Annotated in this window: 22 protein-coding genes; 17 read left to right on the forward strand and 5 right to left on the reverse strand. The window is 31.7% G+C overall.

Features of this window, described 5'->3' with window-relative positions; all coding sequences use genetic code 11:
- Positions 1 to 18: 18 nt before the first annotated feature.
- Entirely contained in the window at positions 19 to 618 is a 600-nt protein-coding gene (locus tag ACJDUG_RS03510) for a DUF6305 family protein (RefSeq protein WP_406768493.1), read from the reverse strand.
- A gap of 18 nt (positions 619 to 636) precedes the next feature.
- Positions 637 to 2,238 carry an ABC transporter substrate-binding protein gene (locus tag ACJDUG_RS03515; protein WP_406768494.1) on the reverse strand — a complete coding sequence of 534 codons (1,602 nt, stop codon included), beginning with the start codon at positions 2,236 to 2,238 and terminating at the stop codon, positions 637 to 639.
- Positions 2,239 to 2,479: 241 nt separating this feature from the next.
- Here ACJDUG_RS03515 and ACJDUG_RS03520 point away from each other — a divergent pair, with 241 nt between their 5' ends.
- The 6 genes from ACJDUG_RS03520 to ACJDUG_RS03545 all read left to right on the forward strand — a co-directional run bounded on the left by ACJDUG_RS03520 (position 2,480) and on the right by ACJDUG_RS03545 (position 8,861).
- A complete protein-coding gene (locus tag ACJDUG_RS03520) occupies positions 2,480 to 3,451 on the forward strand; it encodes a 2-hydroxyacid dehydrogenase (protein WP_406768495.1) in 972 nt (323 codons plus the stop codon).
- Between the two features lie 27 nt (positions 3,452 to 3,478).
- Positions 3,479 to 4,273: an EFR1 family ferrodoxin gene (locus ACJDUG_RS03525; RefSeq protein ID WP_406768496.1), complete on the forward strand. Its 795-nt coding sequence runs from the start codon at positions 3,479 to 3,481 to the stop codon at positions 4,271 to 4,273.
- A 31-nt stretch (positions 4,274 to 4,304) separates the two neighbouring features.
- Positions 4,305 to 4,994 (forward strand): FadR/GntR family transcriptional regulator, encoded by a 690-nt coding sequence (locus ACJDUG_RS03530; protein ID WP_406768497.1) that lies wholly within the window; start codon positions 4,305 to 4,307, stop codon positions 4,992 to 4,994.
- 348 nt (positions 4,995 to 5,342) lie between these two features.
- A complete protein-coding gene (locus tag ACJDUG_RS03535; protein WP_406768498.1) occupies positions 5,343 to 6,131 on the forward strand; it encodes an electron transfer flavoprotein subunit beta/FixA family protein in 789 nt (262 codons plus the stop codon).
- Positions 6,132 to 6,176: 45 nt separating this feature from the next.
- A complete protein-coding gene (locus ACJDUG_RS03540) occupies positions 6,177 to 7,376 on the forward strand; it encodes an FAD-binding protein (protein WP_406768499.1) in 1,200 nt (399 codons plus the stop codon).
- Positions 7,377 to 7,460: 84 nt separating this feature from the next.
- Positions 7,461 to 8,861, forward strand: a complete 1,401-nt coding sequence (locus ACJDUG_RS03545; RefSeq protein ID WP_406768500.1) for an FAD-binding oxidoreductase — start codon at positions 7,461 to 7,463, stop codon at positions 8,859 to 8,861.
- Between the two features lie 92 nt (positions 8,862 to 8,953).
- Here ACJDUG_RS03545 and ACJDUG_RS03550 read toward each other — a convergent pair whose 3' ends face one another.
- From ACJDUG_RS03550 to ACJDUG_RS03560, 3 genes are all read right to left on the reverse strand, one after another.
- On the reverse strand, positions 8,954 to 9,370 hold the full coding sequence (locus tag ACJDUG_RS03550; protein ID WP_406768501.1) for a hypothetical protein: 417 nt from the start codon (positions 9,368 to 9,370) through the stop codon (positions 8,954 to 8,956).
- A gap of 219 nt (positions 9,371 to 9,589) precedes the next feature.
- The gene (locus tag ACJDUG_RS03555) at positions 9,590 to 9,730 is read right to left on the reverse strand and encodes a hypothetical protein (RefSeq protein ID WP_406768502.1); all 141 of its coding nucleotides are present in this window, start codon (positions 9,728 to 9,730) and stop codon (positions 9,590 to 9,592) included.
- Between the two features lie 206 nt (positions 9,731 to 9,936).
- Complete coding sequence (locus ACJDUG_RS03560) at positions 9,937 to 10,254, reverse strand: hypothetical protein (RefSeq protein ID WP_406768503.1); 318 nt, start codon at positions 10,252 to 10,254, stop codon at positions 9,937 to 9,939.
- 242 nt (positions 10,255 to 10,496) lie between these two features.
- On the opposite strand from ACJDUG_RS03560, the gene ACJDUG_RS03565 reads away from it, so the two are divergent.
- The 11 genes from ACJDUG_RS03565 to ACJDUG_RS03615 all read left to right on the forward strand — a co-directional run bounded on the left by ACJDUG_RS03565 (position 10,497) and on the right by ACJDUG_RS03615 (position 18,030).
- Positions 10,497 to 11,033 carry a DUF1697 domain-containing protein gene (locus ACJDUG_RS03565; protein WP_406768504.1) on the forward strand — a complete coding sequence of 179 codons (537 nt, stop codon included), beginning with the start codon at positions 10,497 to 10,499 and terminating at the stop codon, positions 11,031 to 11,033.
- A gap of 15 nt (positions 11,034 to 11,048) precedes the next feature.
- On the forward strand, positions 11,049 to 11,513 hold the full coding sequence (msrB, locus tag ACJDUG_RS03570) for a peptide-methionine (R)-S-oxide reductase MsrB (protein WP_406768505.1): 465 nt from the start codon (positions 11,049 to 11,051) through the stop codon (positions 11,511 to 11,513).
- Positions 11,514 to 11,647: 134 nt separating this feature from the next.
- Positions 11,648 to 11,968: a hypothetical protein gene (locus tag ACJDUG_RS03575; RefSeq protein WP_406768506.1), complete on the forward strand. Its 321-nt coding sequence runs from the start codon at positions 11,648 to 11,650 to the stop codon at positions 11,966 to 11,968.
- Positions 11,969 to 12,112: 144 nt separating this feature from the next.
- Entirely contained in the window at positions 12,113 to 12,673 is a 561-nt protein-coding gene (locus tag ACJDUG_RS03580; RefSeq protein ID WP_406768507.1) for a nitroreductase family protein, read from the forward strand.
- 202 nt (positions 12,674 to 12,875) lie between these two features.
- Entirely contained in the window at positions 12,876 to 13,517 is a 642-nt protein-coding gene (locus tag ACJDUG_RS03585) for a uracil-DNA glycosylase (protein ID WP_406768508.1), read from the forward strand.
- 57 nt (positions 13,518 to 13,574) lie between these two features.
- Entirely contained in the window at positions 13,575 to 14,417 is an 843-nt protein-coding gene (gene nudC, locus ACJDUG_RS03590) for an NAD(+) diphosphatase (protein WP_406768509.1), read from the forward strand.
- 298 nt (positions 14,418 to 14,715) lie between these two features.
- Positions 14,716 to 15,408 (forward strand): GNAT family N-acetyltransferase, encoded by a 693-nt coding sequence (locus ACJDUG_RS03595; protein WP_406768510.1) that lies wholly within the window; start codon positions 14,716 to 14,718, stop codon positions 15,406 to 15,408.
- Positions 15,409 to 15,430: 22 nt separating this feature from the next.
- Entirely contained in the window at positions 15,431 to 15,751 is a 321-nt protein-coding gene (locus ACJDUG_RS03600; protein WP_406768511.1) for a hypothetical protein, read from the forward strand.
- Between the two features lie 23 nt (positions 15,752 to 15,774).
- On the forward strand, positions 15,775 to 16,578 hold the full coding sequence (locus ACJDUG_RS03605) for a DUF92 domain-containing protein (RefSeq protein ID WP_406768512.1): 804 nt from the start codon (positions 15,775 to 15,777) through the stop codon (positions 16,576 to 16,578).
- Positions 16,579 to 16,842: 264 nt separating this feature from the next.
- Complete coding sequence (locus ACJDUG_RS03610; protein WP_406768513.1) at positions 16,843 to 16,983, forward strand: hypothetical protein; 141 nt, start codon at positions 16,843 to 16,845, stop codon at positions 16,981 to 16,983.
- 246 nt (positions 16,984 to 17,229) lie between these two features.
- Positions 17,230 to 18,030: a GNAT family N-acetyltransferase gene (locus ACJDUG_RS03615; protein WP_406768514.1), complete on the forward strand. Its 801-nt coding sequence runs from the start codon at positions 17,230 to 17,232 to the stop codon at positions 18,028 to 18,030.
- Positions 18,031 to 18,402 lie beyond the last annotated feature (372 nt).

Consider the following 18,402-nt stretch of genomic DNA (forward strand, 5'->3'; position numbering starts at 1 on the left):
AACCCTTTAAATTTGAATTTATCTATAAGCTGAGGCAAAAGGCTCTGATAGATTATTAACTCCGTTTGTAAGAGTTAAAGGAATTGAACTTTTTTTGGCTAAAAGCGAAAGGAAGCCGTCATAATCAGCATCTTTTGTTCCAATTAAATAATTACTTTCAGGAACGATAAGTTTTAAGAGTTCATCACTTTTAGTATCGCGATGTTCCTTTCCTCCAATATATATTGATATTACAGTAAGCTTTTTTTCTGAAGCTTTTTTTAACAGATTAGTGACGCGGTTTTTTTCATTTTCATAGCTTATGCCGCTGAGTTTTTCTCCTAGAGAACTGTAGCCTACTACAAATACAATTGAATCTATTCCATCTAAATCTGAAGCCTTTGCTTGGGGCATAAAGTAGCTGTGTATCATAAGTTTATTAGAAATATCATTGAGTATATATGAATCTGTACTTTGTCCAGCACTGGTTATTAGAGCATATTCTTTAGCAATAGGCATTGGAAGACTAGGGAGTAAAAGAACATTTACTTCGCTTCTTTTATAGAAGTTTAATTTGTAAAAAACTAGAACTGCTAACATTGCAGCCAGTATTATCCATGTAAAAGCTTTTAATTTCATTTTTAATATCCTCGACTATTATGGTTTTATATCCACATTTTCTAGAGATTCTACTCCAGTTATGTAGGGTGAATAACCTATTACTGATCTATTAGCTGCTAGTATTGGCATAGTATGTGCTAGTGGAATTGCCGGCATATCAATATTTACAGCTTCTAAAAGTTTTCTGTATAAATACTCTCTAAAGGCTAGATCTGTAGTTTCCCTAGCTTGATTTAAAAGCATGTCAATATCCTTATTTTTATAGAAGGAATAGTTACTGGCCATACCTGGCTTAGCGTTATCTGAGGATAATAGAGTATAGAGAAAATTATCAGGATCAATATTATCTCCAGTCCAACCAATTAAAGCTAATTCATGTTCACCATTTTTTATTTTGTTTAAATATTCATCCCAATTAAAGGTTTTTATTGTAACTTCAATATTTACCTTATGAAAACTAGCCTTAAGAAAATCTGCCACCTCAAGAGGTTTAGGAAAATAGTTTCTAGAAGTATTCATTACCCATAGAGTAGTTTTAAAGCCATTTGGAAATCCTGCTTCTTTTAGAAGCTCCTTAGACTTTTCTATATTATATTCACTTGGTGCTATACTTTCATTAAAGCCCCAAAGTACAGGAGGAATAAGTGTTTTTGCGGGTTTTGCTATATTATTAAATGCTGTCTTGATTAATTCATCTTTATTTATTGCGTAGCTCATAGCACTTCTTATAAGTCTATTATCAAAGGGAGCTTTTTCGTTATTTATAGCTAAATAGCCTACATTAAAGCAGGGCCTAAAATACAAATTAAGCTTAGGGTCATTTTGGATTACTGAAGTGTCATCAGGTCCTAGATTATCAGCAATAAGTATCTTTCCTTCCTTTAATTTTTCTAATCTGTCATTACTTGAAGGAATCACTACAAATTCCACCTCATCCACCTTAGCTGGGTTATTCCAGTAATTATTATTGCGGGAAAGAATTATATTTTCATTTGGCGTCCAGCTCTTAAAAGTAAAGGGTCCAGTACCAATAGGATGCTTGTACACTTCCATACCGTAGTTTTTGATAGCTTCAGGACTTTCAATAGCAAAAACAGGCATTGCAAGTGTACTTAAAAAGGGTGCAAAGGGTTTACTAAGCTTTATTTCTACTGAATATTCAGATACTGCCTTAACACTTTTTATAAAGCCAGGAAAGCCTCCGAATACATAATTCCAATAGCTGAACTCACCATCGTGATAGGGATTGCTGGTGTTCATCCATCTCTGAAAGTTAAATACCACAGCAGCTGCATCAAATTTAGTGTTATCATGAAATTTAATACCTTGCCTTAGGTTAAATATCCAACTCAGGCCATCCTCACTGGACTTCCAATTTGCTGCTAAGCTTGGTATTATTTCTTTGCCGTCCTTTTCGTATTTGACTAAGGTTTCAAAAATATTAACAGTAACTTTTATGGAATCCATATCTGTTGTATTTGCAGGGTCTAAGCTTAAGGAATCGCTGGCACGGCCTATAGTGAGTCTTTTAACTTTATGCTTCTGTATATCATTAGCCTTGATGATATACACTACTAAAGAAGTGAAAAAAATTATTAAAATAAAAAGTGCGAGAAATAACTTATAATGATTTTTCACTTTTTCTCTCCCCCATTTAATCTATAACTTTAATTTTAGCTTAAAGTGAGACACAAATCAAACAATTTAGAAAAATGAATGATGATGTCGTATATAAATCATAGAAATTTTTTTAAATTTATTAATTGTTTTATAAGAAGATAAAATATTAAAATATGTAAGAAATTCACTATAGTAGACTAAAAATTTTTTTAAATATATAATTATTATAATAAAAGTACATTGAAAGGTCGGTAGAATTATGAACAAACCAAAAGTATTTATTGCAGAAGAAATTCCAGAAGAAACAGAAAAATATATTGCAAAATATTGCGATTATGAAATATGGAATAATGAAGAAAGAATTCCAAGAGAAATATTATTACAAAAACTTGCAGACAAAGATGGAGTAATGCTTACAGGTAATAAAGTCGATGAAGAGCTTTTAAGCTATGCCCCAAATCTAAAGGTCGTAAGTAATATTACAGTTGGCTATAATAATTTTGATATAGAGGCAATGAAAAAGAGAAGAGTTATAGGAACAAATACCCCTTATGTCTTAGATGATACTGTTGCTGATTTAATATTAGGACTTATGTTATCAGCTTCTCGTAAAATTGCAGAACTAGATAGATATGTTAAAGATAATAAATGGCTTAGCAGCGATGGCAAAAATCTATTTGGATTAGATGTGCATCATGCAGTACTAGGTATTATTGGAATGGGAAGAATAGGTGAGGCTGTTGCAAGAAGAGCTAAACTTGGCTTTGACATGGAAGTTATGTACTATAATAGAAGTAGAAAATTAAAAACTGAAGAGGAACTAGGAGTACAGTATACTGGCTTAAATTCACTTCTTGAAAAATCTGATTTTATAGTTTTAATGACGCCTCTTACAGAAGATACATTTCATTTAATAGATACGGAAGAGTTTAATAAAATGAAAAGTACAGCCATATTTATAAATGCTTCAAGGGGACAGACAGTAAATGAAAAGGCGTTAATAGAGGCTTTAGAAAGCAAGAAAATTTATGCAGCAGGCTTAGACGTATATGATAGCGAACCAATTAATGGTGATAATAAGCTGCTTAAAATGCCCAATGTAGTTACTCTTCCGCATATTGGATCAGCAACAGAAAAGACACGAATTGATATGAGTAATTTAGCTGCAGAAAACTTAGTTAAAGGAGCTCTAGGTGAAATCCCAAAAAATATAGTTCCAGAATTTAAATAGAATCTTGAAGTTACAGGGGGAAATAATATGATATTTTATTTTACTGGTACAGGAAACTCTTTACAAGCTGCTAAGAATATTGCTAAGTATAATGATGAAAAGTTAATACCTATTGCAAAAATAATGAATAATAAAGACTCTTTTTTAGATTATAATTTAACTGAGGGAGAAAGTATTGGTTTTGTTTTTCCTATATATTCTTGGGGACCACCTAAAATGGTTTTAGACTTTATTAAAAGGCTAAAGTTAATTAATTATAAGGGCAATTATATTTACACGGTTGTAACCTGTGGTGCAAATATTGGGAACACAATGAAAGTTATAAAATCTGCCTTAAGGAAAAAGAATCTAGCCCTAGATAGCGGCTTTTCAATTGTAATGCCGAATAATTATGTTATTATTGGCGATGTAGAGAATAAAAATGCACAAGAGAAAAAGCTGGCAGAAGCAGAAGAAACTTTGAAAAACATTAATGAAATTATCATGAAAAAAACAAAGGGAGTATTTAAGGTAAATAAAGGATTTGTGCCATTTATTTTAACAGGAGTTATAAATCCTTTGTTTAACAAAGGGGCAGTCGATACTAAAAAGTTTTATGTTAATGATACCTGCACAGGCTGTGGCATTTGCGAAGAAGTATGTAATTGTAATACTATTATAGTTAATAAAAAACCTAATTGGGGTAGTGAATGCAGTCAATGTTTAGCCTGTCTGCACCTTTGCCCGGTTAATGCTATTCAATATGGAAAAGGTACAGTGAAGAAAGGAAGATATAAAAATCCTAATATAGCTGTTAATGAATTAATTAAGTTTAAGAAATAAATATTTTTTTACAGAAAATTAAGGAGAAATTATGTTTACGCCCATTAAAAGCACAAAGGTATATGAACATGTAGTTCAGCAGATAAAACAGATGATTATAGATGGAACTTTAAAAAAGGGAGATAAGCTTCCAACTGAAAGAGAACTTTCTGAGCAGCTTCAGGTAAGCAGGGCTTCCATAAGAGAGGCAATAAAGTCACTAGAGGTTATTGGACTTCTTGAAGCCAAGCAAGGGGCAGGTAATTACATAAAGGAAAGCTTTGATCAGGTTTTATTTGAACCAATGTCTATGATATTTATGCTAGAAAGCAGGAACCCTAATGAAATTGTTGAACTAAGGGAGGCAATGGAACTTGAAGCGGCTGCCTTAGCTGCTAAAAATATTGATAAATCAGAGCTTGAAGAAATAAGGCTTTTAGTAGATAAAATTAAAAATTGTGAGGATGAAGAAATTACTGCAGCTTATGATAAAAGCTTTCATTATGCCATAGCCAAAGCCTCAAAAAATGTTCTAATCATGAGTGTTCTTAATGTTATTTCTAGTTTAATAGATGAAGTTATAATTGGTTCAAGAAAAAAGATCCTGTCAGTTCAAGCTAATAAGGAAAGATTAAATAATCAGCATGAATTGATTTATAGTGCTTTGAAGAATAAAAATGCAGTTGAAGCTTATGAGGCAATGAAGGGACATTTTGAATTAATTAAGAACTATTATATTTAAGAATAAAAAAGAATTAAAAAGAAAATCTCTTTGGGGTTTTCTTTTTTTATTATGCATTTGACAAGAAAATAACAAAATTGTTTTGTAAAGGATATAATTTATAAAGTATTTTTAAACAAATTAATGAAAGTGATAATTAAAAGGCTCTACAGGAAGATTGAAAAAATATATAGATGTTAATAAAATAACTATTATAGAAATATTCAAATAATAATGTTAGTATAAAATTAATAATTGGTAATACCATCATACCATAAATATATACTAATAATACTCTGAAGTATCTTTAACATATAAAATTATCTTAATTACTATGACTTTACTTAAATAATGGAAGGAAGGATAGCATTGAACATTATAGCTTGTATTAAACAGGTGCCTGGCACCACAAAGGTGGAAGTAGATCCAGTTACTGGGGTATTAAAAAGAGATGGAATAGAGTCTAAAATGAATCCCTATGATCTATATGCTCTTGAAACTGCAGTAAGACTTAAGGAACAGGTAGGGGGAATAGTTAAGGTAATAAGCATGGGGCCTCCTCAAGCTAAGGAAATAATTAAGGAAGCTTATACAATGGGTGCAGACGAAGGTATGCTTATTTCTGACAGAAAATTTGCAGGTGCTGATGTTCTAGCTACCTCCTATACCTTATCACAAGGAATAAGAAAGCTTGGTGATTATGAGGTTATTATCTGCGGCAAGCAAACAACTGATGGAGATACAGCACAGGTTGGTCCTGAAATTGCTGAGTATTTAGGTATTCCTCATATAGCTAATGTGAGGAAAATAGAAGAATTAAATGAAAGTTCAATGTTAGTTGAAATGGACATGGGAGATACCATTGAAGTTTCTGAGATAAAGTTTCCATGCCTAATAACTGTTGATAAAGGAATATTTGAGCCAAGACTTCCTTCTTATAAAAAGAAGCTCTCTACTAAAGATAGAGTAATATCTGTAACTAGTTTTAAGGATTTAGAAGATCAGGATGAAAATAAATACGGACTTAGTGGTTCACCAACTCAGGTGGAAAGAATCTTTCCGCCGAAAGTTAATAAAGACCGTGAAATTTGGACAGGGAATGCAGAGGAAATAAGTAATAAAATTATAAATAAGCTTAAGGCTTTAAAGCTAGTATAGGTGCATAAAATAATGCAGCATTGAGGAATGTAGGAGGTAAGTCGGATGGGAAGGTTAGTTGTTAATCAAGATAAAATTATAAATGAAGAAGAACTTATTAATATATGCCCCTTTGGAGCAATAGAAAAAAATGAACAGGGTATTTCAATAAGTGCAGGCTGCAAAATGTGTAAGCTCTGCGTTAAAAATGGACCTACTGGTGCTGTAGAATTTATTGAAGAGAAAGTAAAAGAAATAGACAAAAATATGTGGAAGGGTATCGCAGTATTTGTTGAGCATTTAGAAGGGGACATTCATCCTGTTACCTTAGAGCTAATAGGGAAGGCTAGGGAGTTGGCGGCAAAGATCAATCAGAAGGTATATTGTATTTTTATGGGCTATGATGTAACAGAAAAGGCAAATGAGCTTCTTTATTATGGAGTAGATGAAGTAGCAGTCTATGATTATAGTGAACTTAAGCATTTTACCATAGAGCCTTATACTGCAGTATTTGAGGACTTTGTAAATAAGTATAAACCAGCAGCAATATTGGTAGGAGCAACCACTGTAGGGCGCTCTTTAGCCCCAAGACTAGCTGCTAGATTTAGAACTGGTCTAACTGCAGACTGTACAGTGCTGGATATGAAGGAAAATACTGACCTAGTACAAATAAGACCAGCTTTTGGCGGAAATATAATGGCACAAATAGCTACTCCAAACAGCAGACCACAGCTTGCTACAGTTAGGTACAAGGTTATGTCTGCACCGGAACGAACCTTAAAGGCAGCAGGAAGAACAACTATTTGCAGTTTAGATAAAGAAAAACTAACTTCAAATATTAATGTGCTAAAGGTAATACCAAAGGTTAAAGAAAGTGGTATATCAGAAGCAGAAATAATTGTAGCGGTTGGAAGAGGCGTGAAGTCAGAAAAGGACCTTGAAATGATTAAAGAACTTGTAGAGGTTTTAGGAGCAGAGCTAGCAGCAACAAGACCTTTAATTGAGAATGGATGGGTAGATGCTAAAAGGCAGGTTGGACTAAGTGGAAGAACTGTTAGACCAAAGCTTATAATAACCTTGGGAGTGTCTGGAGCCGTTCAATTTACAGCAGGTATGAACAATTCGGAATATATATTTGCTATTAACAAAGATGAAAAGGCTCCAATATTTAAGACAGCTCATTATGGAATAGTTGGAGATATTTACGAAATTGTACCTAAATTAATTGAGAAAATTAAGCAGGGAAAGGAGCTAAACAATAATTAATTGTTTAGTGCAGAATAAGGAATACAAGGGGCGTAGGGATTAATAATCCATACGTGCAGAATTAGGAATACAAGGGGGTCCACAATGCAGTATAAGAATGTTAATTTAGCAGATATAGAATACATTACGACTTTAATTAATGATAAAGAAAGAATATTTGTAGGAGAAGAAATAAATGAAGATTACAGCCATGATGAATTAGGTGCAGTTAAAAATATGCCGGAAATAGTAGTTAAGGTTTTAAAAACAGAAGAAGTTTCAAAAATAATGAAGTATGCCTATGAAAAAAATATACCAGTAACTCCAAGAGGTTCAGGTACTGGCCTTGTAGGAGCCGCAGTACCAATTTTTGGAGGAATTGTTATAGATTTAAGTGCTATGAATAATATACTTGAATTAGATGAAGAAAACTTAACTTTAACTGTGGAGCCAGGAGTTCTGCTTATGGAAATATTAAAATTTGTTCAAGAGCATGACTTATTCTATCCTCCAGATCCAGGCGAAAAAACAGCTACTATTGGCGGAAACATTAATACCAATGCTGGTGGTATGAGAGCAGTAAAATACGGAGTTACAAGGGATTATGTAAGGGGACTTGAGGTTGTTCTTCCTAACGGAGAAATCTTAGAGTTTGGAGGTAAGGTAGTTAAAAACAGCTCTGGCTATAGCATAAAGGATCTTATAATAGGTTCTGAAGGAACTTTAGGAATAGTTACAAAGGCCATACTAAGATTATTACCCCTTCCCAAAAAGGCTGTGAGCTTGCTAATTCCATTTCCTAGCCTGGAATCTGCTATTGAAACAGTACCTAAAATAATAAAATCGAAATCTATACCAACAGCTATTGAATTTATGCAAAGATCAGCCATAGTTGCTGCAGAAGAATTTTTGGGTAAAAAGTTTCCTGATAACAGCTCTGATGCATACTTGCTTCTAACCTTTGACGGTAATAGTAAGGAAGAAATTGAAGGAAATTATGAAAATGTAGCAAATATTTGTATAGAAGCAGGAGCGATTGATGTATTTATATCAGACACAGAAGAGAGACAGGAGTCCATCTGGTCTGCTAGAGGAGCATTTCTTGAGGCAATAAAAGCATCCACTACAGAAATGGATGAGGTGGATGTAGTAGTTCCGAGAAACAAAGTAGCAGAATTCATCAAGTTTACTCATGAGCTGGAAAAGAAATTTAATATAAGAATAAGAAGCTTTGGGCATGCAGGCGACGGAAATCTGCACATATATATTTTAAGAGATGCTTTAGATGAAAAAACTTGGAAACACAAGCTTTCAGAGGTTATGGAATGTATGTATAAAAGAGGAAGGGAGCTAAATGGACAAGTATCTGGAGAGCACGGTATTGGTTTTGCAAAGAGACCATATTTAAAAGAATCGTTAGCACCAGAATTAATTACTGTAATGAGGGGAATTAAGATGGCCTTTGATCCTAATAACATACTTAATCCAGGAAAGATTTGCAACTAATAATTTTATTAGAATAAAATGGCGGACATAAAAGCAAAAGTTTTATTTAAAGGGCGTAGCTTTTGCTTTTTCATCTAAGCTTTATATTGCTTTTATTGTGCAAGCAATGAACCAGTAATGGTAGCATTAGCCACTGCACCAGGTGTTTGAGGAGCAGGTATTCCTTGGGCCCTTAAAGAAGCTTCAATAAGAAGTGCTGAATAGGATAGAATTCCTGCAAAAAGAGCAGCAGATGAACTTATGAGTTTCAGGTTATTAGCGTAGGTAGTAACGCCAGGGGCAATCTGCTGTTCATTAGCTTCTTGAATTGCTGCTATTTTAATTAAATAGTTTGAAGCAAGACCTATTGTAGCAGCTATAATATAAATACTATCTCTTTCCGATGTAACTCTATTTAAATTGTTAATTATTGAAGAAATCAATATTAATTCACTAGCTAATGCTGCTGTATCTTTTGATCTAGCAGTTGTAGCCGGATTAGATCTTGGGTTTGCTGCATTTGTCTCCATTAGGCACCCGCCTTTAAGATTATTATCTATTATATTATTATATTTTGTATTTAATATATTGGCTACAATAATAGAGATATCTATAAACTAAATAAGCACTAGAGCAATTTCTTCTAAAAAGCTCTAGTACCTATATTTTTTTAGTTATAAATTCTAGCATCTTTGGATCTCCTTAAAAAAGTATTGTACATTGGACTAATCCCTGCCTTCTATTTGTAGTTAGAACAATCCTTTAGTAACACTTATTACACAAAAATCGCTAATTTTTCCTTCAGAATCAATACATATCATCGGCTTTCCATTGTAGTTTGATATAATTTTTTTTGCTATATTTTCTATCTTAACTTTATTTGATTTCATAAAATCAACTCCTTTTTTTGATATTATGAAGTTTTGTTATTACTATAATATAATATAATTTAAATATTGTCAATATTACTTATTAAATAATAATTAATATTGACAGAATGTTAAAATATTAATTTTATTAGATATGAAATTACAATAATTTCATATCTCTGCAATTATTTAATCAAAAAAAGAAGGAGCCGAAACTCCATCTTTATCTATAAGGCAATGGCTCTATGCTCATTACTAATTCTAAATGAATGAATAAATTTGTGTACATTGCATCTGCATTCCATATCCTTAGGGTCTATACAGCACTTCATTTTAATTAAAAGCTCTACTGCTTCATCTTTAGTCAAATCGATTCTTCTAAAAGGTTTACCGCCTACCTTTGTACTAATATTCTCGTAAAAATAATATTTATTACATTTCTCACAAAAGGTAATATAAGATCGTTTTGGATCTCCAATAGAATTTGTATTTACTATACCAGTAACAAATTTGTCTTCAGAACCACAAGCAGAGCATTTATACATACAACTTCCCCCTTTATTTAATGTAGATGATTGTTACAAAAATAACAATGTGCTATACTAATAAATGAATAATACAGCATAAAGGTTATTTATTTATAATATATGCTATACATATAAAAAAATCAAGTAAATATTCAGAAAATTTAAAAAATAAATCTAATATTTACTTCAAAAATTTAGGTGGTTTAATTAACTCTAAAAGAGTAATATAATGAGATAAAAATAGTAAAGGTGGTTTTTACTTGAAGTATATTGCTTTTCTTAGAGGAATAAATGTTAGCGGCAGAAATAGCATAAAAATGGCAGCTTTAAAAGCTATGTTTGAATCTCTTTGCTTTAATAAGGTAGAAACTTATATCCAAAGCGGCAATGTAATTTTTGAATTTAAGGCTTGTGATACCGTGAGTTTAGAAGTAAAAATTAAAGAAGAGATAAGTAAAATCTTTGGATTTCATGTGGAGACAATGGTACGTACGATAGAAGAGCTAATAAATATAATAAGCAATAATCCATTAGCTGAGGAAGTTAACATTGAAATTGATAAGCTCCACGTAACTTTATTGATGAATGAACCAGAGGAAGCTATAATAGATTCTTTAGTTCTAAAGAAAGAAGAAAATGAAAAGTACATAATACGAGGAAAAGAGATTTATTTATATTGTCCCAATGGTTATGGAAATACTAAATTAAATAATACTATCTTAGAGAAAAAGTTAAAGGTTGCGGCTACAACAAGAAATTGGAAGACAATGAATAAGCTGCTGGAAATGATGAAATAGAAAAGGAGTGTCCATATGATAAAAAAATATAATAAGCCAAGCAAAGAAGAGCTAAAAGAAAAGCTAAATGTGCTGCAGTACAAGGTTACACAGGAAAATGCAACAGAAATTCCCTTTAGAAATAGCTATGACAATCATTTTGAAAAAGGAATATATGTAGATATTGTTTCTGGAGAACCGCTGTTTTCATCAACGGTTAAATATAATTCTGGCTGTGGCTGGCCAGCATTTACTAAACCAATAAGCAGAGAGTTTATAAAGGAAAAAGCTGATTTTAGCCATGATATGCATAGAATTGAAGTTAGAAGTAATAGTGCTGACTCTCATCTAGGCCATGTTTTTAATGATGGGCCTATAGCAGAAGGTGGATTGAGGTATTGTATCAATTCTGCAGCTTTAAGGTTTATTCCTTTGGATAAAATGAAGGAAGAAGGATATGAGGAATATATTCCATTAGTTGAAAATAAAAAACAGATTTAAGTGAAAGGATTTAAGTATATTATAGTATTATATGTATAGACTACGATATTTTTATAATTTAAAATTAATTTACTTCTGTATAGGACCATATAAGTTATATAAACATATACTGATATATTAGAGGTGATGTTTATATGAGCAAATTAAGGGTTATGTTTTTTAAGAAAGGCTATGCAGAGCCATTATATACTGTAAAGGACATATCTGAGAGAAGTGTGAAGGAACAAAAAGAACTTCCTCCTGTAGAACGTGGCTTTGAGGACTTGGATACTGCGGCTGATGCGGTAATTATAGACATGTATATGAATTCAGATAAATTAGAGCTTAAGGATGGACTTTATAAAATAAACAGCAGAAGGTTTAAAGCAACTGAACCTAGAGCCTTATGGATAGAGGTGGAACTGCTGGAAACATGGGAAAGAAAATCTGTAAGACAAAGAAAAGGAAAAGAGTAACATAAATCTAAAAGGTTTTAGCTATTGCTAAAGTCTTTAATTCATTTATATATAAATTTTATAGAGAAAAATGATACTATATTAATTATAAAATAGTGATAATATAATAATATTAAAAGTATTAGCCTTATGGAGGTAAGAAAATTGAACGAAACATTACAAATTATAAGAAACAGAAGAAGCATAAGAGCTTTTAAAAATGAACAAATTAAAGAGGAAGAGCTTAAAGAAATTATAGATGCTGCAATATACGCACCAAGCGCATCTAATAAGCAGCCCTGGCATTTTACGGTGGTTCAAAACAAGGAACTTCTTGATTTATTAAATAATAGCTTCAAGGAGCTAGCAAAAAAATCAGACAATGATTATATTAAAAGAGTTGGTGACAATGAGAACTTTAATGTGTTTTACAATGCACCAACTGTAATACTAGTCTCTGGTGATGAAAATAACCATTATGCAGCTGTTGACTGTGCAGCAGCTGTAGAAAATATGCTTTTAGCAGCTGAAGCACAAGGGATTGGTGGCTGTTGGATTGGATTTATAGCTTATGTGTTTAATAGTGAAAGAGGTAGGGAATTTTCTAAGAAAGTAGGAATTCCGGAGGGGTATAAGCAAATTCATGCCCTAGCCCTTGGCTATAAAAAAATTATTAGAACTATTGCACCTGCTAGAAAGGAAAACTCAGTAAATTACATTAGGTAAATGATAGGTTACTGCCATAATAATTAAATATAAGAAGATTTGTATTAATTCAAACCTAGCAGATATAAATTTATCTGCTAGGTTTTCCTTTTACTATGAATAATAGATTCACTTATCCTTAGGCAAATAGTTACAAAGCTATATACTCATTAATGTGATATAATATTATTTAGCAATTTAACAATACAAAGGAATTGATTTTATGAAAAATAAATTAAAGGATTTTGTTGAAGAACTGGCTATGACAGAAGTAACTAAAAATGTTTATAACCAGTATTCCTATAAAATTGAAGAAAACAAGATAAGAAGAAAAAATCTTCAAGTATACTTTGAGTATATGCATAAACAAAAACCAGAAGTTTTACTTGTTGGTGAGGCTCCGGGTTATAGAGGCTGCAGGTTAACAGGAGTTCCATTTACAAGTGAATACCTTCTTATGAATAATATGAAGGGAATGAAGGTTTTTGGAAGAGAGGCAGGATACAGATTGGCCTCAAATAATGAGAAGCTCCTTAAAGAAGCTACTTCCACAATAATATGGGATACTATAATAAAATATGATATAAAGTCCTTAGGGTGGAATGCCTTCCCCTTTCATCCACATAAGGAAGGTAACTTTGAAAGCAATAGAACTCCACTAAAAGCTGAACTTACAATAGGAGAAAAGCCACTTCTAAAAATGATTGAGATTTTTAATATAAAAAGGATAGTAGCTGTAGGCACGAAGGCTGAACAGACACTTGCAAAACTAAATATTAACTGTATAAAGGTAAGACATCCAGCTCAGGGTGGTAAAAATGAATTTGTAGAGGGATTAAGAAGAATAAAAGGTATGGAACAATAATTATATAAAACTAAATGAAATACTAAAAGAAAAAATATTTAAGGAGCAGATATCGTAATGAATAGAGAAATTCTTTATAAAAATTATATACCAGCACTTGAAGCTGAATACGAGATTAAAGGTGGCTGTTTTTGGTTTATATTCTCTTTGGATAAGCTTTTAGTTGAAAGAAATGATAATAGAATTAATATTCCTTTTGCAAAAAGCCTGGAGGAATTAAATATCATACCAATTAGAAAACAATATCTAGGTACTTTTAAAGGGCGCCCTTGTTATTCAGTAGAAGTATCGCATAATACAGCTGAGTTTGAAGGCATGTCTTTAATAGGTCTTCGTGAATTATTTGGACTCGTAGAAGAGGACATGTTTCTACTAGCAGGTAAAGCACTTCAAATAGTTAATTGGGATAAATCTCATCAATTCTGCGGGTGCTGCGGAACTGAAACCTATACTTTGGAAGGTGAAAGAGCTAAGAAATGTCCTAAGTGCGGTCATTTATGCTATCCAGTAATTTGTCCTGCAGTAATAACTGCAGTTATCAAGGATAACAAAATTCTTATGGCTCATAATCGTAATTTCAAGGGCAATATGTATAGCCTTATTGCAGGTTTTGTTGAAGCTGGAGAAACACTTGAGGAATGTGTTGCTAGAGAAATAAAAGAGGAAATTGGACTAAAGATTAAGAATATAAAGTACCTTGGAAGCCAACCTTGGCCTTTTCCTAATTCCTTGATGCTTGGTTTTACAGCACAATATGAAAGTGGAGAAATCACTGTAGACGGTATAGAAATAGACGATGCAAAGTGGTGTGATGTAAATACTCTTCCAAATCTCCCTTCAGAAATCAGTATTGCTAGAAAAATTATTGATTGGTATATAGATAGATTCAAAGAACAGTAAATTAGGGTTAAACATTATCGCGAAGTTTACAATATCCATTTTCCATATTTTGAGATTAACAGTAATAGACTCATCTTCTATGTAGTTTAAAGGTTAAAGACTTATTAGAATATATTTTAAAAATTAGCAGCTAAAAGAGCCATGGATTATAATTAAGTAGTCCATGTCTTTATTAATTTAAGAATATTAAAATTATGATTATCACTGTGCCATGTGAAAAATGAATGGAGCTCTGATATAATATGATAAAGAGTTTATGTTAACCGTTCTGGTTTTTAAAGAAAGGTCTTGATTTTTTATGAAAGATAAAGCAATTGCATATTTAATGAAAAATCCATTGTTACATATAGGAATGCTTGAGCCAATACGTAGAGGTACTGTAGACATATTGTATGCTGAAACCGATGGTGTACTTATAAAAGAACAAAAAAGCAAAGCTTATATGATATCTGTAAACAATTTTGAAAAAGGGAGAGAATTAATAAATTGTATAGAAAAATGTAACCTCATCCTTGCACACCAAAATTTTATGGTAAATTATATATTAAACAAATTCGGACTAACTAAAAAGCTTGAATGTATTCAAGCAGTATATATGGATAAATATAAGCTTAATGTAAAAGAAGAATTAGAAATAAGACAGTTAGAACAGGATCAGAGGGAAGTAATATTAGAACACTATGATAAATTATCTAATAATGAAATTGATGAAATTTTAAAAAATGGTAATTTGTTTGGAGGTTATTGGAATGAAATCCTTATAGGCTTTATCGGAAATCATTTGGAAGGGAGTATGGGACTTTTAGAAGTATTTCCTACGTACAGGCGTTTAGGCTACGGTACTTTGCTTGAAAGCTATTTAGTAAACCAAATGCTTGATAAAGATCTCATACCATTTGCACAGATTGAAATAGACAATGATAAGTCAAAAGCCTTACATAATAAACTTGGATTTACAATATCCCAGGATAGCGTGTATTGGGTATTTTAGTATAGCAAAAGGTGGGTTAATAATGAAAGACGAAAAAACAAAGGAATTATCTAAAGCACACCAAAGCCTTATTATGGTCTTAGATATTGTAGGCAAAGGAGACTTTGAAAAGAAAAAAGACACATATGTTATTAAATTTAAGGGTTTAGAAGATTATGCTATACATGTTAACGAAGAAGCTATAGAACTTAGAGTAGTGACAAGGAAATGGATTAAAGGAAGCTATGAGCCTATAATGTCTAGTGAAATATATAGGTCAGTAAATCATGAGGAACTAACTAATTTATCATATGAAGATAAGATTAAAAAAATTGAAAGTATTATAAAAGAGAAGGGAATTTAACCTTACTAATAGAGAGGCGCATTATGATAAGTATTTTAATAGGATTTATCTTCAGTGGACTTATAAGTTTAACTGCGCTAATAAAAAAAGCTTTAAGCATTAGTGGCGCATTTGCTGCAACTATACTTGGAACTGCAATTTTTTACTTTGGAGGAATTTATCTTTCAGCAATAATGGTTGGCTTCTTTGCTTCTTCAAGTATACTCACGCTGTTTAAAAAGCATAGAAAAACTATTACCTATGATATACATGAAAAGTCTGGTGGAAGAGATTACGCTCAGGTTTTAGCAAATGGAGGAATAGGCTTAATCTTTGCGGGCTTGTGGTTTGTAACTAATAGGCCTGTATATCTCATTGCGTATATTGTTAGCTTTGCAGCAGCTAATGCAGATACCTGGGCTTCAGAAATAGGTATTCTAAGTAATGCCAAGCCTATATCCATATTGAATTTTAAAAAGGTAGATAAGGGTGTTTCTGGAGCTATATCTATTCTTGGTACTTTAAGTGCATTACTGGGTTCAAGCTTCATTGCAGTAATTTTTTTTATTGGCTATGTACTTAAGTATGGGTTTAAAACTCAAGCTATAGTATTTTCAATCATTGTCGTTATATTAGGATTTGCAGGATGTATTTTAGATAGCTTACTTGGTGCTACACTTCAAGCTAAATATCGTTGTGAAATTTGCGGGAAAATAACTGAGAAAAAAGTTCATCATGAAAGAAGCACGAAGCTAGTAGCAGGATTGAGATTTATAAATAATGATGCAGTAAATTTTATAAGCATTTTGTGTGCAGCTCTAATAGTGTTATTTATTTTTGTAATATAAAATAATTTTGTTTTAAAATAATGATTAAGAGCGGTAATCGCTCTTTTTATTTTTTTGAAGGAATTAATAGCCTTATTATAAAGATATTTATAGAAGTAATGAAATAGATAATATTCAATTGGCTATTGATTAGAAGGAGTAAAGTTAGGATATAGGATAGTGAAGTTTTAATTATGATTAATTGGAATTTTTCCTATATGGCTTAGACTATATATGTTATAATTGGTGTAATACGGAAGATTAGAGATTTATAGGGGTGATGAAATGGGTTCAGTATTAATGCTGTATTTGGTGTGCGGATTTATATTCTTTTTTATACTTTATAATATAATAATGAGTGCTGTTAAAGAGGGAACACTAAATGCATTAATTGAATACGAAAAATTAAAAAAAGAGGATAATTAGTTAAAAAATAATTTTCTAAAATGATGAGCATTGATAAAATAGGATGAATTCGGTTCATCTAGAGTAATATTAACCGACATGAACGTCGTAAATATCTATATATTTAAAGTATAAAACGACAGGGTCGTTTATTTGATAGTTATCTGAAAAGCTATGTTTACTAAAATAAATCAACGTAATGTAGAAAGTTTCTTTGGTTAGATTGGTATTTAAATTTGAAACAAAGGTTTTTGAAGGAGAAATAATATGATAAGGAAATTAGATGAAAGTGATAACAATAATCTTATGAAATTAATCATGGACGAGCCTGAATATAACCTTTATATAATTGGTGATGTGGAGAACTTCGGATATTGTCAGGATTTTCTTGAATTATTTGGTGAATTTGATGAATGTGGTATGATATCTGCTGTTTTAGTCCGATATTTTGGTATTTTTAATTTGTACGCAAAAGACAGATTTGATGTGAATGGATTTATAAATATAATGAAAAATTATAAAAAATTAGGAATGTTAGTTGGGAAAACCCAGATAATTTCAAGATTTGAAGACACATCAATTGGGTTTAATAAATACGAACTCCACCATTTTGCTGTGTTGAAAGAGTTAAAACTAGAATTTGAAATAGATAAAAAAGTAATTGTAAAAAAAGCGAATATTGGAGACGTCGGAAGAATAGCGGATTTAAAAAATATGATTGGTGAGTTTTCCAGAGGAAGTAATAATTTCAAAGAGATTCTTCTAAATGACTTTAAAGCTGGAACTGCTCATGGATATTATGTTGAAGTTGACGGTAATATGATATCATATGCCCAAACATCTGCCGAAAATAGTAAATCTGCAATGGTAGTCAGTGTTATGACTGATAAGAAATACAGAAAAAAAGGATTGGCATCTGCATGTTTAAAAGTGCTGTGTGATGATTTAGTTAAGCAGGGAAAAACACTTTGTTTATTTTATAAAAACCCTGAAGCAGGTGCAATATATAGGAAGTTGGGATTTGAGGAAATAGGCTTGTGGAGTATGTATATGAAAACGGAAAAATAAATAGTCACGTTCTGTTGAGTGTAATTTAATATGCATACTTTTTATATAATTACTTTAAGTAATTGAATATCCTCGCATGATGAAAATGCTTAACATAGCTCATCAGATAACAATATGTTGCCGTCCGCCTTGGCAGGTGGATTTTTTAATATAGATATGTGTAAATTTATGGTTTATAATCTATATATAGGTTATAAGTAGGTGTCTAGCCAAGGCACATTCCTTCACCGGTGCAAGCACCCCAAGGGGGGTATTCCTCTGGGGTCCGGTTCAGGAACGTCGGCAACATGAAACGTTATCTGAAAAGCTATGTTTACTAAAATAAATCAACGTAATGTAGAAAGTTTCTTTGGTTAGATTGGTATTTAAATT

The organism is Candidatus Clostridium stratigraminis (genome assembly GCF_045310675.1).
Lineage (GTDB): Bacteria > Bacillota > Clostridia > Clostridiales > Clostridiaceae > Clostridium_AT > Clostridium_AT stratigraminis.